Annotated in this window: 15 protein-coding genes; 9 read left to right on the plus strand and 6 right to left on the minus strand. The window is 71.8% G+C overall.

The genetic code is table 11. The annotated features are described in order from the left end of the window. Nucleotides 1–18 precede the first annotated feature (18 nt). Together EDF20_RS01490 and EDF20_RS01495 are read left to right on the plus strand one after the other, a co-directional pair. Nucleotides 19–948 (plus strand): NAD-dependent protein deacetylase, encoded by a 930-nt coding sequence (locus tag EDF20_RS01490; RefSeq protein WP_133737512.1) that lies wholly within the window; start codon nt 19–21, stop codon nt 946–948. Then, entirely contained in the window at nt 945–1,604 is a 660-nt protein-coding gene (locus EDF20_RS01495; protein ID WP_133737513.1) for a histidine phosphatase family protein, read from the plus strand. The genes EDF20_RS01490 and EDF20_RS01495 overlap by 4 nt, the downstream gene beginning before the upstream one ends. Here the strand turns inward: EDF20_RS01495 and EDF20_RS01500 are convergent. Then, nucleotides 1,601–2,710, minus strand: coding sequence for a glycosyltransferase family 1 protein (locus EDF20_RS01500; RefSeq protein ID WP_133737514.1), 1,110 nt, complete (start codon nt 2,708–2,710; stop codon nt 1,601–1,603). The two genes, EDF20_RS01495 and EDF20_RS01500, sit on opposite strands and share 4 nt — an antisense overlap. Then, nucleotides 2,707–3,612, minus strand: coding sequence for an alpha/beta hydrolase (locus EDF20_RS01505; protein ID WP_243833332.1), 906 nt, complete (start codon nt 3,610–3,612; stop codon nt 2,707–2,709). Before EDF20_RS01505 ends, EDF20_RS01500 begins: the two co-directional genes overlap by 4 nt. Nucleotides 3,613–3,683: 71 nt before the next feature. Here EDF20_RS01505 and treS point away from each other — a divergent pair, with 71 nt between their 5' ends. Next, a complete protein-coding gene (gene treS / locus EDF20_RS01510; RefSeq protein WP_123545772.1) occupies nt 3,684–5,423 on the plus strand; it encodes a maltose alpha-D-glucosyltransferase in 1,740 nt (579 codons plus the stop codon). Nucleotides 5,424–5,504: 81 nt separating this feature from the next. Continuing rightward, nucleotides 5,505–6,215: a 3'-5' exonuclease gene (locus tag EDF20_RS01515; RefSeq protein ID WP_233569040.1), complete on the plus strand. Its 711-nt coding sequence runs from the start codon at nt 5,505–5,507 to the stop codon at nt 6,213–6,215. A 161-nt stretch (nt 6,216–6,376) separates the two neighbouring features. Here EDF20_RS01515 and EDF20_RS01520 read toward each other — a convergent pair whose 3' ends face one another. The 3 genes from EDF20_RS01520 to glgA all read right to left on the minus strand — a co-directional run bounded on the left by EDF20_RS01520 (nt 6,377) and on the right by glgA (nt 8,742). Beyond that, nucleotides 6,377–6,625, minus strand: coding sequence for a type B 50S ribosomal protein L31 (locus tag EDF20_RS01520; RefSeq protein ID WP_043594989.1), 249 nt, complete (start codon nt 6,623–6,625; stop codon nt 6,377–6,379). A gap of 136 nt (nt 6,626–6,761) precedes the next feature. Next, a complete protein-coding gene (locus EDF20_RS01525) occupies nt 6,762–7,547 on the minus strand; it encodes an ABC transporter ATP-binding protein (protein WP_123545776.1) in 786 nt (261 codons plus the stop codon). Nucleotides 7,548–7,557: 10 nt separating this feature from the next. Beyond that, a complete protein-coding gene (glgA, locus tag EDF20_RS01530) occupies nt 7,558–8,742 on the minus strand; it encodes a glycogen synthase (RefSeq protein WP_133737516.1) in 1,185 nt (394 codons plus the stop codon). A 47-nt stretch (nt 8,743–8,789) separates the two neighbouring features. On the opposite strand from glgA, the gene EDF20_RS01535 reads away from it, so the two are divergent. Further along, the gene (locus EDF20_RS01535; protein ID WP_123545778.1) at nt 8,790–10,031 is read left to right on the plus strand and encodes a glucose-1-phosphate adenylyltransferase; all 1,242 of its coding nucleotides are present in this window, start codon (nt 8,790–8,792) and stop codon (nt 10,029–10,031) included. Between the two features lie 100 nt (nt 10,032–10,131). Beyond that, nucleotides 10,132–10,770: a phosphoserine phosphatase SerB gene (serB, locus tag EDF20_RS01540; RefSeq protein ID WP_123545780.1), complete on the plus strand. Its 639-nt coding sequence runs from the start codon at nt 10,132–10,134 to the stop codon at nt 10,768–10,770. A gap of 69 nt (nt 10,771–10,839) precedes the next feature. On the opposite strand, the gene fabG is transcribed toward serB, so the two are convergent. After that, nucleotides 10,840–11,550, minus strand: a complete 711-nt coding sequence (gene fabG, locus EDF20_RS01545) for a 3-oxoacyl-ACP reductase FabG (protein WP_123545782.1) — start codon at nt 11,548–11,550, stop codon at nt 10,840–10,842. A gap of 126 nt (nt 11,551–11,676) precedes the next feature. On the opposite strand from fabG, the gene EDF20_RS01550 reads away from it, so the two are divergent. Genes EDF20_RS01550 through EDF20_RS01560 form a run of 3 tightly spaced genes read left to right on the plus strand, consistent with a single transcriptional unit; the run spans nt 11,677 to nt 13,132 of the window. Next, a complete protein-coding gene (locus EDF20_RS01550; protein ID WP_123545784.1) occupies nt 11,677–12,018 on the plus strand; it encodes a DUF3099 domain-containing protein in 342 nt (113 codons plus the stop codon). After that, nucleotides 12,018–12,263, plus strand: a complete 246-nt coding sequence (locus tag EDF20_RS01555; protein WP_123547216.1) for a hypothetical protein — start codon at nt 12,018–12,020, stop codon at nt 12,261–12,263. Before EDF20_RS01550 ends, EDF20_RS01555 begins: the two co-directional genes overlap by 1 nt. Continuing rightward, nucleotides 12,260–13,132, plus strand: a complete 873-nt coding sequence (locus EDF20_RS01560; RefSeq protein ID WP_233568938.1) for an SURF1 family protein — start codon at nt 12,260–12,262, stop codon at nt 13,130–13,132. The genes EDF20_RS01555 and EDF20_RS01560 overlap by 4 nt, the downstream gene beginning before the upstream one ends. Nucleotides 13,133–13,146 lie beyond the last annotated feature (14 nt).

Below are 13,146 nucleotides of genomic sequence, written 5' to 3' on the forward strand. Positions count from 1 at the left end.
CCCGAAGGAGGCCCCACCGTGACTGACCCGGCCACGCCGCCGGCCGCAGCCGGCCCCGCCGGGTCGGCCCGCGCCTCCTCGGCCGCCGACGGCGACGCCCTCGAGGCCGCCGTCGAGGTCCTGGCCGGCCGTCGCGTCGCCGTGCTCACCGGCGCCGGCATCAGCACCGACTCCGGCATCCCCGACTACCGGGGTGCCGGGGCGCCCCCGCGCAACCCCATGACCTTCCAGCAGTTCCTCTCGAGCGAGCGCTACCGCAAGCGCTACTGGGCGGGGAGCCACGTCGGTTGGAAGACGTTCCGGGCGTCCGCGCCCAACGGCGGGCACCGGGCCCTCGCCGAGCTCGAGCGCGCCGGGGTCGTCAACGGCGTCGTCACCCAGAACGTCGACGCGCTGCACGAGCGCGCGGGGTCTCGGCGCGTGGTCGACCTGCACGGCACCGTCGACCGCGTGCTCTGCCTCACCTGCGGCCAGTCGTTCGCCCGCGACACCGTCGCCGCCCGCCTCGCCGGTGACAACCCCTGGATCGACGAGCCCGAGAGCGTCCGCCTCGCCCCGGACGGCGACGTCGAGGTCGACGACATCGACGCCTTCGTCGTCCCCGCGTGCACCGTCTGCGGCGGCATGCTGAAGCCGGACGTCGTGTTCTTCGGCGAGTTCGTGCCCGTCGAGCGCTTCGCCGAGGCCCGGTCGCTCGTCGTCGGCGCCGAGGCGTTGCTGGTCGTGGGGTCGTCGCTCGTCGTCAACTCCGGCATCCGGCTGCTCGACCAGGCCACGCGCCGCAGGCTCCCCGTCGTGATCGTCAACCGCGGCGAGACCAAGGGCGACTCGCGGGCTGCCGTCAAGATCGACGCCGGGACGACCGAGACCCTGACAGCCCTCGCCGAGCGCCTCGTGCCGGCGGCTCGCACCGCGGCGGCGACAGACCCTGCCGGAGGAGCACGATGACCCTGCTCTACCTCGTCCGCCACGGCGAGACCGACTGGAACCGCGCCCGCCGCATCCAGGGCGCGACCGACATCCCGCTGAACGACCTCGGCCGGGCCCAGGCCGCCGAGGCGGGAGACCTGCTCGCCCGCCGGTCGTTCGACCGGGTCGTCGCGAGTCCCCTGTCGCGCGCCGCCGAGACCGGCTCGATCATCGCCGCCCGTCTCGGGCTGCCCGCCCCGGAGCTCGTCCCGGCCGTCGCCGAGCGCCGCTACGGCGACGCCGAGGGCCTGACCGGCAGCGAGGTCGAACTGCGCTTCCCCGCCGGCACGCCCGTCCCGGGTCGCGAGGGCCGTCGTGAGCTCCTGGCCCGGGTGCTGCCGGCCCTGGTCGAGATCGCGCGCTCGGCCGGCGGCGTCGACGACGGTGGGGCTGCCGGCCGCGTCGTCGTCGCGACGCACGGCGCCGTCATCCGCGCCGTGGTGACGCACGTCGCGGGCGACGACGTCCTGCACCTCGGGACGCCCATCCGCAACGGCTCGATCCACTCGTTCGAGCTGCTCGACGGCGCCCTGGTTCTCCGTGAGTTCGACGACCCGATCGAGGTCGAGTCCGAGCGCGCGGGCACCTTCGCCTTCGACTGGCAGAACGCGCTCGAGCGCCCCGCCGCCGACTAGCCGCGGACGCTGCGCCTGCCCCGGCGGCGGGGTGAACGGCCGGTCGCCCGCAGCAGCTCGAGCAGCACCTCCGCCGAGGCCGCCCAGCTGAAGCGGGCAGCCTGTCGCACCGACGCGGCCGACCGTGCCGCCCACTCCCCCTCGAGCCTGCGCACCGCCGCCGCGATCGACGAGGGCGACTCCGGGTCGAAGTACAGGGCCGCGTCGCCGCCGATCTCGCGGAAGATCGGGATGTCGCTGACGACGGCCGGGGTGCCGAGGGCCATGCCCTCGACGAGCGGGATGCCGAAGCCCTCTGCCCGGCTCGCCGTCACCACCGCGGTGGCGCCCAGCAGCACGTCGCGGTACTCCTCGTCGCTCGCGCCGTCGTGGAACACCAGCGAGCCCGCAGGGGCGAGGGCCGTCAGGGAGGCGCGCTCCCGCTCCGACACGCGGCTCATCAGGTGCAGTCGATGCCCGTCGAGCAGGGGCAGCGCCCTGGCGAGCGCGGCCACGTTCTTGTACGGCATGAACGACCCCATGTAGACCAGGTCGCGGTGTTCGGGGGCCGTGCGGGGGCGTGCGTCGGCGACCGGGTCGGCCGCGTTCGAGACGACGGTGACGGGGCGCCGCGTGAGGCGGTGACGGGTCATCTCGTCGCGGGTCGTCCGGCTGACGGTGACGACCGCGTCGGCCCGGTCGAGGAGCAGCCGCTGCGGCCACCAGGCGAGGTGGTAGAGCCGCCAGAGCAGGCGCAGCGGCAGGGCGAACTCGGGCGGCGGCGTCCGGTTCGTGTAGTAGATGAGGTCGTGCAGGGTCAGCACGAGCCGGTGACGGCGCCCCCACGAGCCCATCGTCTGCATGGGCGACCACACCACGTCGGGGCGGGCCGCCGCGACCTGCAGCGCGACGAGCGGCTCGCGCGGGCTCGTCGGGTCGCTGACGAGCAGGTGCGGCAGGTCGGGCAGCTTGTCGAGCTGTCGCAGGTCGGAGACGACCATCGTCAGCTCGATCCCGTCGTCGTCGCGGGTGAGCTCGGCGAGGGCACCGACGACCCCGGCGGTGAACCGGCTGATGCCGTCGTGCCGCCCGGTGCGGACGTAGCGGCAGTCGACCGCGATCCTCACGCGACGAACCCCTGGATCGCGGCGGCCGCCTCCTTCGGCTTCTCGTAGTGGATCAGGTGGCCCACGCCGTCGATCACGGTGAGGCGCGCGTCGGGGAACAGCGCTCGCAGCTCGTGCTGGGCGGGCAGCGCCGTGATGTCGTCGCGGTCGGCCGCGATCAGCAGCGTCGGCACGGCGACGCGCGCCGCGTAGCTGCTGACGTCGCTCGACACGGAGGCGCGGAACGCGTCGAGCACGACGCGCCGGTCCGCGAAGCGCGAGAAGTAGGAGTCGTGCTGGTCGTGGATCCAGCGTCGCAGGCCCCGATCGCGCGTCTTGACCATGGCCAGGCTCGTGAAGCGCACCACGGGAGCGGCCTGCAGCACGGTCAGCCCGGCGGCCTCGGGCAGCGCGGCCCCGGCCCAGTAGTAGAAGACGGCGAGGCGGGTCACGACGCCGCGCGGACCGGACAGCGCCGGCGCGGCGATCGGGTTGACGAGCACGAGCCGGGAGGCGCGGAGCCCGTCCGCGAGGGCGGCGGAGGTGACGATCGACCCGAACGAGTGCCCGAGCACCACGACCGACTCGTCGAGCCCGACGGCGGCGGCGAACGCGGTCAGCCAGGCGGCGTAGGCGGCGACGCTGTGCTCGCCCTCGAGCGGCGTCGACTCGCCGAAGCCCGGCAGGTCGGGCATGACCACCCGGACGCCCGTGAGCTGCGCGACGACCGGCTCGAGGCCGTGGTGGTCGCCGCGGAAGCCGTGCACCGCGAGCACGACCGGGCTGTCGTCGTCGGCGCCCGGCGTGTCGTACGTCCACCACGCGGTGTCGCTGCCGGCGACGCGGACGACGTCCTCGCGCACCGCGACGGACTCGAGGAGGCGCCGGTACGGCGACGGGACACGGGGCTCTCTGACGATCACGGGCCGAGTCTACGGAGGCGGTCCTGGCGGAACGCGCGCGCTCGGCCGTCGGCCGTCCTAGAGTTGGCCGGGTGAGCTTCACTGCCCCCATCCAGCAGCCCGGTCTGACCCTCGATCCCGCATGGCACCGACGTGCCGTGTTCTACGAGGTGATGGTCCGCTCGTTCGTCGACAGCAACGGCGACGGCGCCGGCGACCTCCAGGGGCTGCTCTCGCGGCTCGACTACCTGCAGTGGCTCGGGGTCGACGCCCTGTGGCTCCCGCCGTTCTTCCAGTCGCCCCTCCGCGACGGCGGCTACGACATCGCCGACTACAAGGCGATCCTGCCCGAGTTCGGCACCCTCGACGAGTTCCGCGACCTCGTGACGAAGTCGCACGAGCGCAACATGCGCATCGTCATCGACATGGTGCTCAACCACACGTCGGACCAGCACGAGTGGTTCCAGCAGTCCCGTGAGGACCCTGACGGCCCCTACGGCGACTTCTACGTCTGGCGCGACACCGACGAGGAGTACTCGAACATTCGCGTCATCTTCGTCGACACGGAAGAGTCGAACTGGACCTTCGACCCGGTGCGCAGACAGTTCTTCTTCCACCGTTTCTTCTCGCACCAGCCCGACCTCAACTTCGAGAACCCGGCCGTGCAGGAGGCCGTCTTCGACGTCGTCCGGCACTGGCTCGACCTGGGCGTCGACGGCCTGCGGCTCGACGCCATCCCCTACCTCTTCGAGACGGAGGAGGGCAACGGCGAGGGCGAGCCCGCCACCCACGAGTTCATCAAGCGGCTCCGTCGCATGGTCGACGACGAGTTCCCCGGCCGCGTGCTCATCGCCGAGGCGAACCAGTGGCCCGCCGAGACGGCCGCCTTCTTCGGCACCGAAGAAGAGCCCGAGTGCCACATGGCCTTCGACTTCCCGGTCATGCCCCGCATCTTCTACTCGCTGCGGGCGCAGAACGGCTCGGAGCTGAAGCGCATCCTCTCCGAGACCACCGAGGTGCCGCCGGGCGCCGCGTGGGCCGTCTTCCTCCGCAACCACGACGAGCTGACGCTCGAGATGGTGAGCGAGGAGTACCGCCAGGCGATGTACGGCTGGTACGCCTACGACCCGCGGATGCGCTCGAACATCGGTATCCGCCGCCGCCTCGCTCCCCTGCTCGACAACTCGCGGGCAGAGCTCGAGCTCGTCCACGCCCTGCTGTTCGCGCTGCCCGGCAGCCCGTTCCTGTACTACGGCGACGAGATCGGCATGGGCGACAACATCTGGCTGCCCGACCGCGATTCGTCGCGCACGCCGATGCAGTGGACGCCCGACCGCAACGCCGGCTTCTCGACGGCCGACCCGGGCAAGCTGTTCCTGCCCGTCGTGCAGTCGCTCGTCTTCAACTACAACCTGGTCAACGTCGAGAGCCAGCTGGCCCAGTCGCGGTCGCTGCTGCACTGGGTGCGGAACGTCATCCACGTCCGCAAGGCGCACCCGGTGTTCGGGCTCGGCACGCTCGAGGTGGCCGAGACGGACCAGGAGTCGGTGCTCGCGTTCGTGCGGTCGTACGAGGGCGAGGGCACCCAGTTCGGAGCCTCCGCCGAGGACGTCCTCTGCGTGTTCTCGTTCGCGCACAACCCGTCCGCCGTCACCGTCACGGCACCGCACCTGGCCGGCCGGACGCTCTTCGACCTCTTCGGCGGGGCGCAGTTCCCGTCGTTCGACGACGAGGGCAAGGTCACGATCACGCTCGGCACGCAGCAGTTCTTCTGGCTGCACGTCGGCGACGTCCCCGCCGCGTCGGCGCCTGCTGTCGGCGGCGCCTCCTAGGCTCTGAGGGTGAGCCAGACCGACCCTGCCGAGACCGTGCCGTCCACTCCCGTCCTCGACTCCCCCGCTGCGGCGGGTGACCTGCCGTCGGCGTGGTGGAAGGCTCTCGGCGTGTTCGACCTGGAGACGACCGGGATCGACGTCGAGACGGCCCGCATCGTCACGGCCCACGTCGGCCTCATCGACGCGACGGGCGCGACGGTCGCGCACGGCGAGTGGCTGGCCGACCCCGGCGTCGAGATCCCCGAGCAGGCCAGCGCCGTGCACGGCATCTCGACCGAGCGCGCGCGGGCCGAGGGGCGGCCCGCCGCCGAGGTCGTGGCCGAGATCGTCGCCGCGGTCAGGGCCGTCTTCGCCCGCGGCGTGCCCCTCGTCGTCTACAACGCGCCCTACGACCTGACCCTCCTCGACCGCGAAGCGCGTCGGCACGGCATCGAGCCCCTAGGCGAGGTCGGCGAGATCGGCTGCGTCGTCGACCCGCTCGTCATCGACAAGGCCGTCGACCGCTTCCGCAAGGGCAAGCGCACCCTCGAGGCCGCCGCCGGCGTCTACGGCGTGGTCCTCGACGACGCGCACGACGCCGGTGCGGACGCCGTGGCCGCGGGTCGGGTCGCCCAGGCCATGGCCAAGCGCTACCCCGACCAGCTCGACGTGCCGACCACGGACCTGCACGACCTGCAGGTCGGCTGGTGCTCGACCCAGGCGGCGTCGTTCCAGGAGTACATGCGCCGTAAAGACCCGACGTTCACGACGTCCGGCGAGTGGCCGCACCGCTCGCTGCCCGCCTCCTGAGCCGGACGGCCTGCCCGCCGCCTCAGGCGTGCGCGGTCGCCGCGTCCTCAGTCAGACGACCTGGCCGCCTCCCGAGGCGGCCAGCGCAGACGGCGAGAGGCGGCCCACCGAAGTGGACCGCCTCTCACGGTGACCAGGGGCTGTGCCCTGACAGATGCTGCCTACTTGCCGAAGTTCTTGTAGCGCGAGTTGAACTTCTCGACGCGTCCGGCCGAGTCGAGGATGCGCTGCTTGCCCGTGTAGAACGGGTGCGACTCGGACGAGATCTCGACGTCGATGACCGGGTAGGTCTCCCCGTCGAGCTCGATGGTCTTGTCGCTCGTCGTCGTGGAGCGCGTGAGGAACGTGGCGCCCGATGCGAGGTCGCGGAAGACGATCTGCTTGTACTCGGGGTGGATGTCGGTCTTCATGAGAGTCCTAGGTCTAGCGGTGGATGGTGGTGTGAAGTTCGGGAGGCGCTGCGCACGGATGCGCCGGACCAGCTGTCAACGATACCAGACGCGAGGCCCGGATCCGAGGAACGGACCGGCCGGCGGCGTGGACCCGTCAGTGCGCGGCGCGAGCCGTGTAGCGGCCGTCCTCCGAGGTGACCTCGAGCTCGACGCCGAAGGTGGCACCGAGGGTCTCGGCCGTCACGACCTCGTCGATCGGGCCCGCGGCCACGACGGAGCCGTGGTCGAGGAGGAGGGCGTGCGTGAAGCCGCGCGGGATCTCCTCGACGTGGTGGGTGACCATGACGATGGCCGGGGCGCCCTCGGACTGCGCGTAGCCGGAGAGCATCCGCAGCAGCTCCTCTCGGGCTCCGAGGTCGAGGCTCGCGGCCGGCTCGTCGAGCAGCAGGAGCTCGGGGTCGGTCATGACCGCCCGCGCGATCTGGACGCGCTTCTGCTCGCCGTCGCTCAGCTCGCCGAAGGTGCGCTCCGACAGGTGGTCGAGGCTCCACTCGTCGAGCACGCGGTGGGCACGGCGCACGTCGACGCCCTCGTACTCCTCGTTCCAGCGGCCGGTGACCGAGTAGGCGGCGGTGAGGACGACGTCGACGACCTTCTCCTTCGCCGGGATGCGTCGGGCGATCGTCGTGGAGGCGAAGCCGATGCGCGGGCGGAGGTCGAAGAGGTCGACGGAGCCGAGGTCGCCGCCGAGCACCTCGGCGGTGCCTGAGCTCGGGTGGGTCTGTGCCGCCGCCACCTGGAGCAGGGAGGACTTCCCGGCTCCGTTCGGCCCCAGCACGATCCACCGCTCGTCCGAGTCGACGGTCCAGGTCAGCGAGTCGACGACGGGGACGCCGCCGCGGACGAGGGAGACATCGGTCAGCTGCAGGACGGTAGGCATGCTCGACAGCCTATCGACGCAGGGAGCCGTAGACCTGGAGGGTGCGGTCAGCGATCCGCGTCCAGGAGAACTCGCTCTCGGCGCGCATCCGGCCCGCCCGCCCCATCAACCGGGCGAGTGCCGGGTCGGAGACGACCTCGGTGAGGATGCGGGCGAGGTCGGCGACGAACTGGTCGGGGTCGAGCGGGGTCCCCGTGCCGTCCTGCGCCTGCTCGAGGGGGACGATGCGGCCGGTGAGGCCGTCGGCCACCACCTCGGGGATCCCGCCGGTGTCCGACCCGACCACGGGCACGCCACAGGCCATCGCCTCGAGGTTGACGATGCCGAGCGGCTCGTAGACGGACGGGCAGACGAAGGTCGTGGCGGCGCTGAGGACGGCGCTGAGCTGGTGACGGGGCAGGATCTTCTCGATCCAGACGACGCCGGTCCGCTCCTCCTGCAGCTCGCGGACCAGGCCGCTCACCTCGGCCATGATCTCAGGGGTGTCGGGTGCGCCCGCGCAGAGCACGAGCTGGACGTCCGCGGGCAGCAGCTTGGCCGCGCGCAGCAGGTACGGCAGGCCCTTCTGACGGGTGATGCGGCCGACGAAGACGACCGAGGGGCGGTCGGGGTCGATCCCGAGCTCGCGCACGAGGTCGGCGTCGTCGACACGCTGCCAGGCGTCGAGGTCGATGCCGTTGTAGACGACGCTGACCTTCTGCTCGTCGATGCCGGGGTAGGAGCGCAGGATGTCGCGGCGCATCCCCTCGCTGACGGCGATCACGGCGTCGGCCGTCTCGTAGGCCTGGCGCTCGATCCAGCTCGAGACGCGGTAGCCGCCGCCGAGCTGCTCGGCCTTCCAGGGGCGGAGCGGCTCGAGGCTGTGCGCCGTGAGGACGTGGGGCACGTCGTGCAGCATCTGGGCGAGCTGGCCGGCCGCGTTCGCGTACCAGGTGTGGCTGTGCACGATGTCGGCGCCCGCGACGTCCTGGGCGATGCGGACGTCGGTGCCGAGGGTGCGGAGCGCACCGTTGACCTGGGCGAGCTCGGCCAGGTCCGGGTAGCCGGTCGTGTCGGGCTCGGGGTCCACATCGCCGAAGGCCCGGACCTGCACCTCGATCGACTGCCTCAGCGCCTTCGCGAGCTCGACGACGTGGACGCCGGCGCCTCCGTAGACGTTCGGCGGATATTCCTTCGTGATGACATCGACTCGCACGAGCATCACCGTAGTCGTGCGCCGGAGAAACGTGCCATTCTGGCCCCATGGCATCAAAGAAGATCTTCGGCATCGTCCTGGCCGGGGGCGAGGGCAAGCGCCTCATGCCCCTGACCGCCGACCGGGCGAAGCCCGCCGTCCCGTTCGGCGGCAACTACCGCCTCATCGACTTCGCGCTCTCGAACCTCATCAACTCGGGCCTGCGTCAGATCGTCGTGCTGACGCAGTACAAGTCGCACAGCCTCGACCGCCACGTCTCGCAGACCTGGTCGATCGAGGGGCTGCTCGGCGCGTACGTCGCCTCCGTGCCCGCGCAGCAGCGCCTCGGCAAGCGCTGGTTCGCCGGCAGTGCCGACGCGATCCTGCAGAGCCTCAACCTGCTCCGCGACGAGAAGCCCGACATCGTCGTCGTGGTCGGCGCCGACCACGTCTACCGGATGGACTTCGAGCAGATGGTGGAGGCGCACATCGCCTCGGGCGCCGGCGTCACCGTCGCGGCCATCCGTCAGCCCATCTCGCTGGCCGACCAGTTCGGCGTGATCGAGGTCGACCCCGACGACCCGACCCGCATCGGCCGGTTCCTGGAGAAGCCGAAGGACGCGACGGGACTGCCCGACTCGCCCGACGAGATCCTCGCCTCGATGGGCAACTACGTCTTCGACGCCGACGTGCTCATCGACGCGGTGCTCCGCGACGGCGAGAAGGCCGACTCGGACCACGACATGGGCGGCGACATCGTCCCCGACTTCGTCTCCCGCGGGGACGCTGCCGTCTACGACCTGAACCGCAACGAGGTTCCCGGCTCGACCGAGCGCGACCGCTACTACTGGCGGGACGTCGGCACCATCGACTCGTTCTACGACGCGCACCGCGACCTGATCTCGGCGCTGCCGATCTTCAACCTCTACAACACCGACTGGCCGATCTTCAGCCAGCAGCTCAACTCTCCCCCGGCCAAGTTCGTCCGCGACGGGCTGGGCAACCTCGGCACGACCATCGACTCCGTCGTCTCGCTCGGTTCGCTCCTGTCGGGCGCCCACGTCGAGCGCAGCGTCCTCGGCCCGTGGTGCACGCTCGACTCCGGCTCGCGCGTGGTCGACTCGATCGTCTTCGAGCGGGCCCACATCGGGCCGAACGCGACCGTGAACAGAGCCATCCTCGACAAGGACGTCGTCATCGCCGAGGGGGCCTCCGTCGGCGTCGACGCCGAGGCTGACCGAGCGCGGGGCTTCACGGTCACCCCCTCGGGCATCACGGTGGTCGGCAAGGGCGTCCGAGTCGACCACTAGCCCCGGTCCCGTCGCCCACGGCGCCGTCGCCTCGTCCACCTCGTGACGAACGGTGACGGCGCCGTCCGATCGTCCGGCGGCCGGACACTAGGGTGATCGCGTGCCCCGCTTCCTGACCGTCCTCGACGTCGACTCCACGCTCATCGAGGACGAGGTCATCGAGCTCCTCGCCGACGCCGCCGGTGCGCGGGACGAGGTCGCCGCCATCACCGAGCGCGCGATGGCGGGCGAGCTCGACTTCGCCGAGAGCCTGCACGCGCGCGTCGCGACGCTGGCGGGGCTGCCGTCGACGGTGTTCGCCGACGCCGCGGCCCGGATCCGCCTCACGGCCGGCGTGCCCGAGCTGGTCGCCGGCCTGCACGCCCACGGCAGCGTGATCGGCGTCGTCTCGGGCGGGTTCCACGAGGTCCTCGATCCGATCGCCGAGAGCTTGGGGCTCGACTTCTGGCGCGCCAACCGGCTCGAGGTCGTCGGCGGCGCCCTGACCGGGCGGGTCGACGGTCCGGTCGTCGACGCCGCGGGCAAGGCCGCCGCCCTCCGCGAGTGGGCCGAGGAGGCGGGAGTCGCCCCTGCCCACACGGTCGCGGTCGGCGACGGGGCGAACGACCTGCTGATGATGGACGCCGCCGCGCTCTCGGTGGCGTTCAACGCCAAGCCCCGGGTGCGCGACCACGCCGACGTGGTCGTGACGCACTGCGACCTGTCGCAGGTCCTGCCGCTGCTCGGCCTCCGTGGCTGAGCCGGGCGCAGTCCTGGCCTGGTGGCGCGTCGCTCGGCGACGTCGCGGTTCGGCGGTGCCGCTGCGGCCCTAGTGGCCCATGCCGAGGCCGCCGTCGACCGGGACGACCGCTCCGGAGATGTACCCGGCGTCGTCGCTCGCGAGCCACGCGATCGCCTTGGCGACCTCCGAGGCCGTGCCGAAGCGTCCCGCGGGGATGCTCTTCTTGTAGTCGGCCTGCTGCTCGTCGGGCAGGACGGCCGTCATGTCGGTCTCGACGAACCCCGGGGCGACGACGTTGGCGGTGATGCCCCGGGCGCCCACCTCCCTCGTCAGCGACCGCGCGAAGCCCACCAGGGCCGCCTTCGACGCCGAGTAGTTCGCCTGGCCGGCGCCGCCGAGCAGTCCGACGACGCTCGAGACGAGCACGATGCGGCCGAACCGGGCCTTGAGCATGCCCTTCGAGGCGCGCTTGACGACGCGGAAGGCCCCGCCGAGGTTCGTGTCGACGACCGAGGTGAAGTCCTCCTCGGTCATGCGCATGAGGAGGCCGTCCTTCGTGATGCCGGCGTTCGCGACGACGACCTCGACCGGGCCGAGCTCGGCCTCGACGGCGGTGAAGGCGGCATCGACGCTCGCGGCGTCGGTCACGTCGGCGACGACCGTGAGGGTGCCCTCGGGGCCCTGGCCGCTGCGCGCGGTGACGGCGACGCGGTGGCCCTGGGCGACGAACTCCTCGGCGATCGCGAAGCCGATCCCTCGGTTGCCGCCGGTGACGAGGACGGTGCGGGGGGTGGTCATGATGGTGCTCCTCGGTGTGGGCGTCAGGGGTGCTCGGGTCCGTGGACCGCGTGCCAGCCTACTGTCGGACGCCGGGATTACGATCTAGTCAACCGCCGACCCTCGGCGTCCCGAGCCCGTGAGGCCATGAAGACATCCACCCCGATCACCACGCTTCCCCCGTCGCCTGCCGACGACCGCCACGCCCGCATGCGCCGGTACCTGCTGGCGACGGGCATCCGCATCGTCTGCATCATCTTCTGCTTCGTCATCCCCCTCAGCTGGTGGACGCTCATCCCCGTCTTCGGCGCCGTGGTGATCCCGTACGTGGCCGTCGTCCTCGCCAACGTGGGCCACGAGAGCGGTCAGGACGTCGAGCGGCCCGGGGGCCTCGAGGTCTACCGGGGGCCTCAGCAGCCGTGGACTCCCCCGGCACCCCACGACCCCGACGACGACCCTGTCGTCGGCTCCGACGGGGTGGCCCGGTGATGCTCGACCTCGGGCAGCAGGGCCCTGGCGACGTGCAGTGCTCCCGCGCAGGGTGCACGGCCGCTGCCGTGCACGCGGTCAACTGGCGCAACCCGAAGATCCACGGTCTCGAGCGCGTCAAGGTCTGGTCGGCCTGCGACGAGCACGTCGGCTACCTGGCCGAGTTCCTCCGGGCGCGCGACTTCCCGGTCGTCCTGACGCCTGCGGGCGAGACGGTCGACCGGGTCGACCAGGAGGCGCGTTGAGCGCCCCGGGGGCGTCGGCGGCTCGCCCGACCACCGCCTCCAAGTGGCTGGGCTACCTCGCCGTCGTGGTGGTCTTCGCGATCATCTGCGGCCTCCTCGCCCACTGGCAGTGGAGCCGTCACGAAGAGAAGACGGCGGTCGTCCACCAGCTCGAGCAGCGGTACGACGCTGCTCCGATCCCCCTGCAGGAGGCGGTGCCCGAGCTGGGCTCGTACGATGCCGCCCTCGAGTGGCAGCCCGTCTCGATGACCGGCCGCTACCTCGTCGACGAGGAGCTGCTCGTCCGCAATCGGCCCCTGAACGGCCAGCCCGGCTTCGACGTGCTCGTGCCGTTCCAGGTGAGCGGCGGCGACGTCTTCGTGATCGACCGCGGCTGGGTCCCGACCGGCAACGACCAGGACGCCCCCGACGTCGTCCCGGCCCCGCCGACCGGCGAGGTCACCGTGACCGCACGGCTCAAGCCGGGCGAGCCCGCGCTCGGCGACCGGACCGGAGTCCCCGGCACGAACCAGATCGCCACGATCCAGCTCAGCGAGGTGCAGAAGCGGGTCGACGGCCAGATCTACGACGCGAGCTACGGCCTGCTCGCCTCCGAGGACCCGGCGCCCGCGACCGCTCCCGTGAAGGCCAGCGCCCCGGAGATCGACACCGGCCTGAACCTGTCGTACTTCGTGCAGTGGATCATGTTCGCGGTCGGCGCCTTCGGGTTCCTGTTCTACGTGTTCCGGCAAGAGCGACGCAACAAACTGCTCGACGCCGCCGACGACGAGACCCCGGAGGAGGCGGCCGAGCGGGAGCGCCGGCGCGCCGCGCGGCCCCGGGCGGACCACGAAGAAGAGGACGAGCTGCTCGACGCCGCCGGGCGCTGAGGTCGTCATCGCCC

The sequence above is a fragment of the Frigoribacterium sp. PhB116 genome, from assembly GCF_004364285.1.
GTDB lineage: Bacteria > Actinomycetota > Actinomycetes > Actinomycetales > Microbacteriaceae > Frigoribacterium.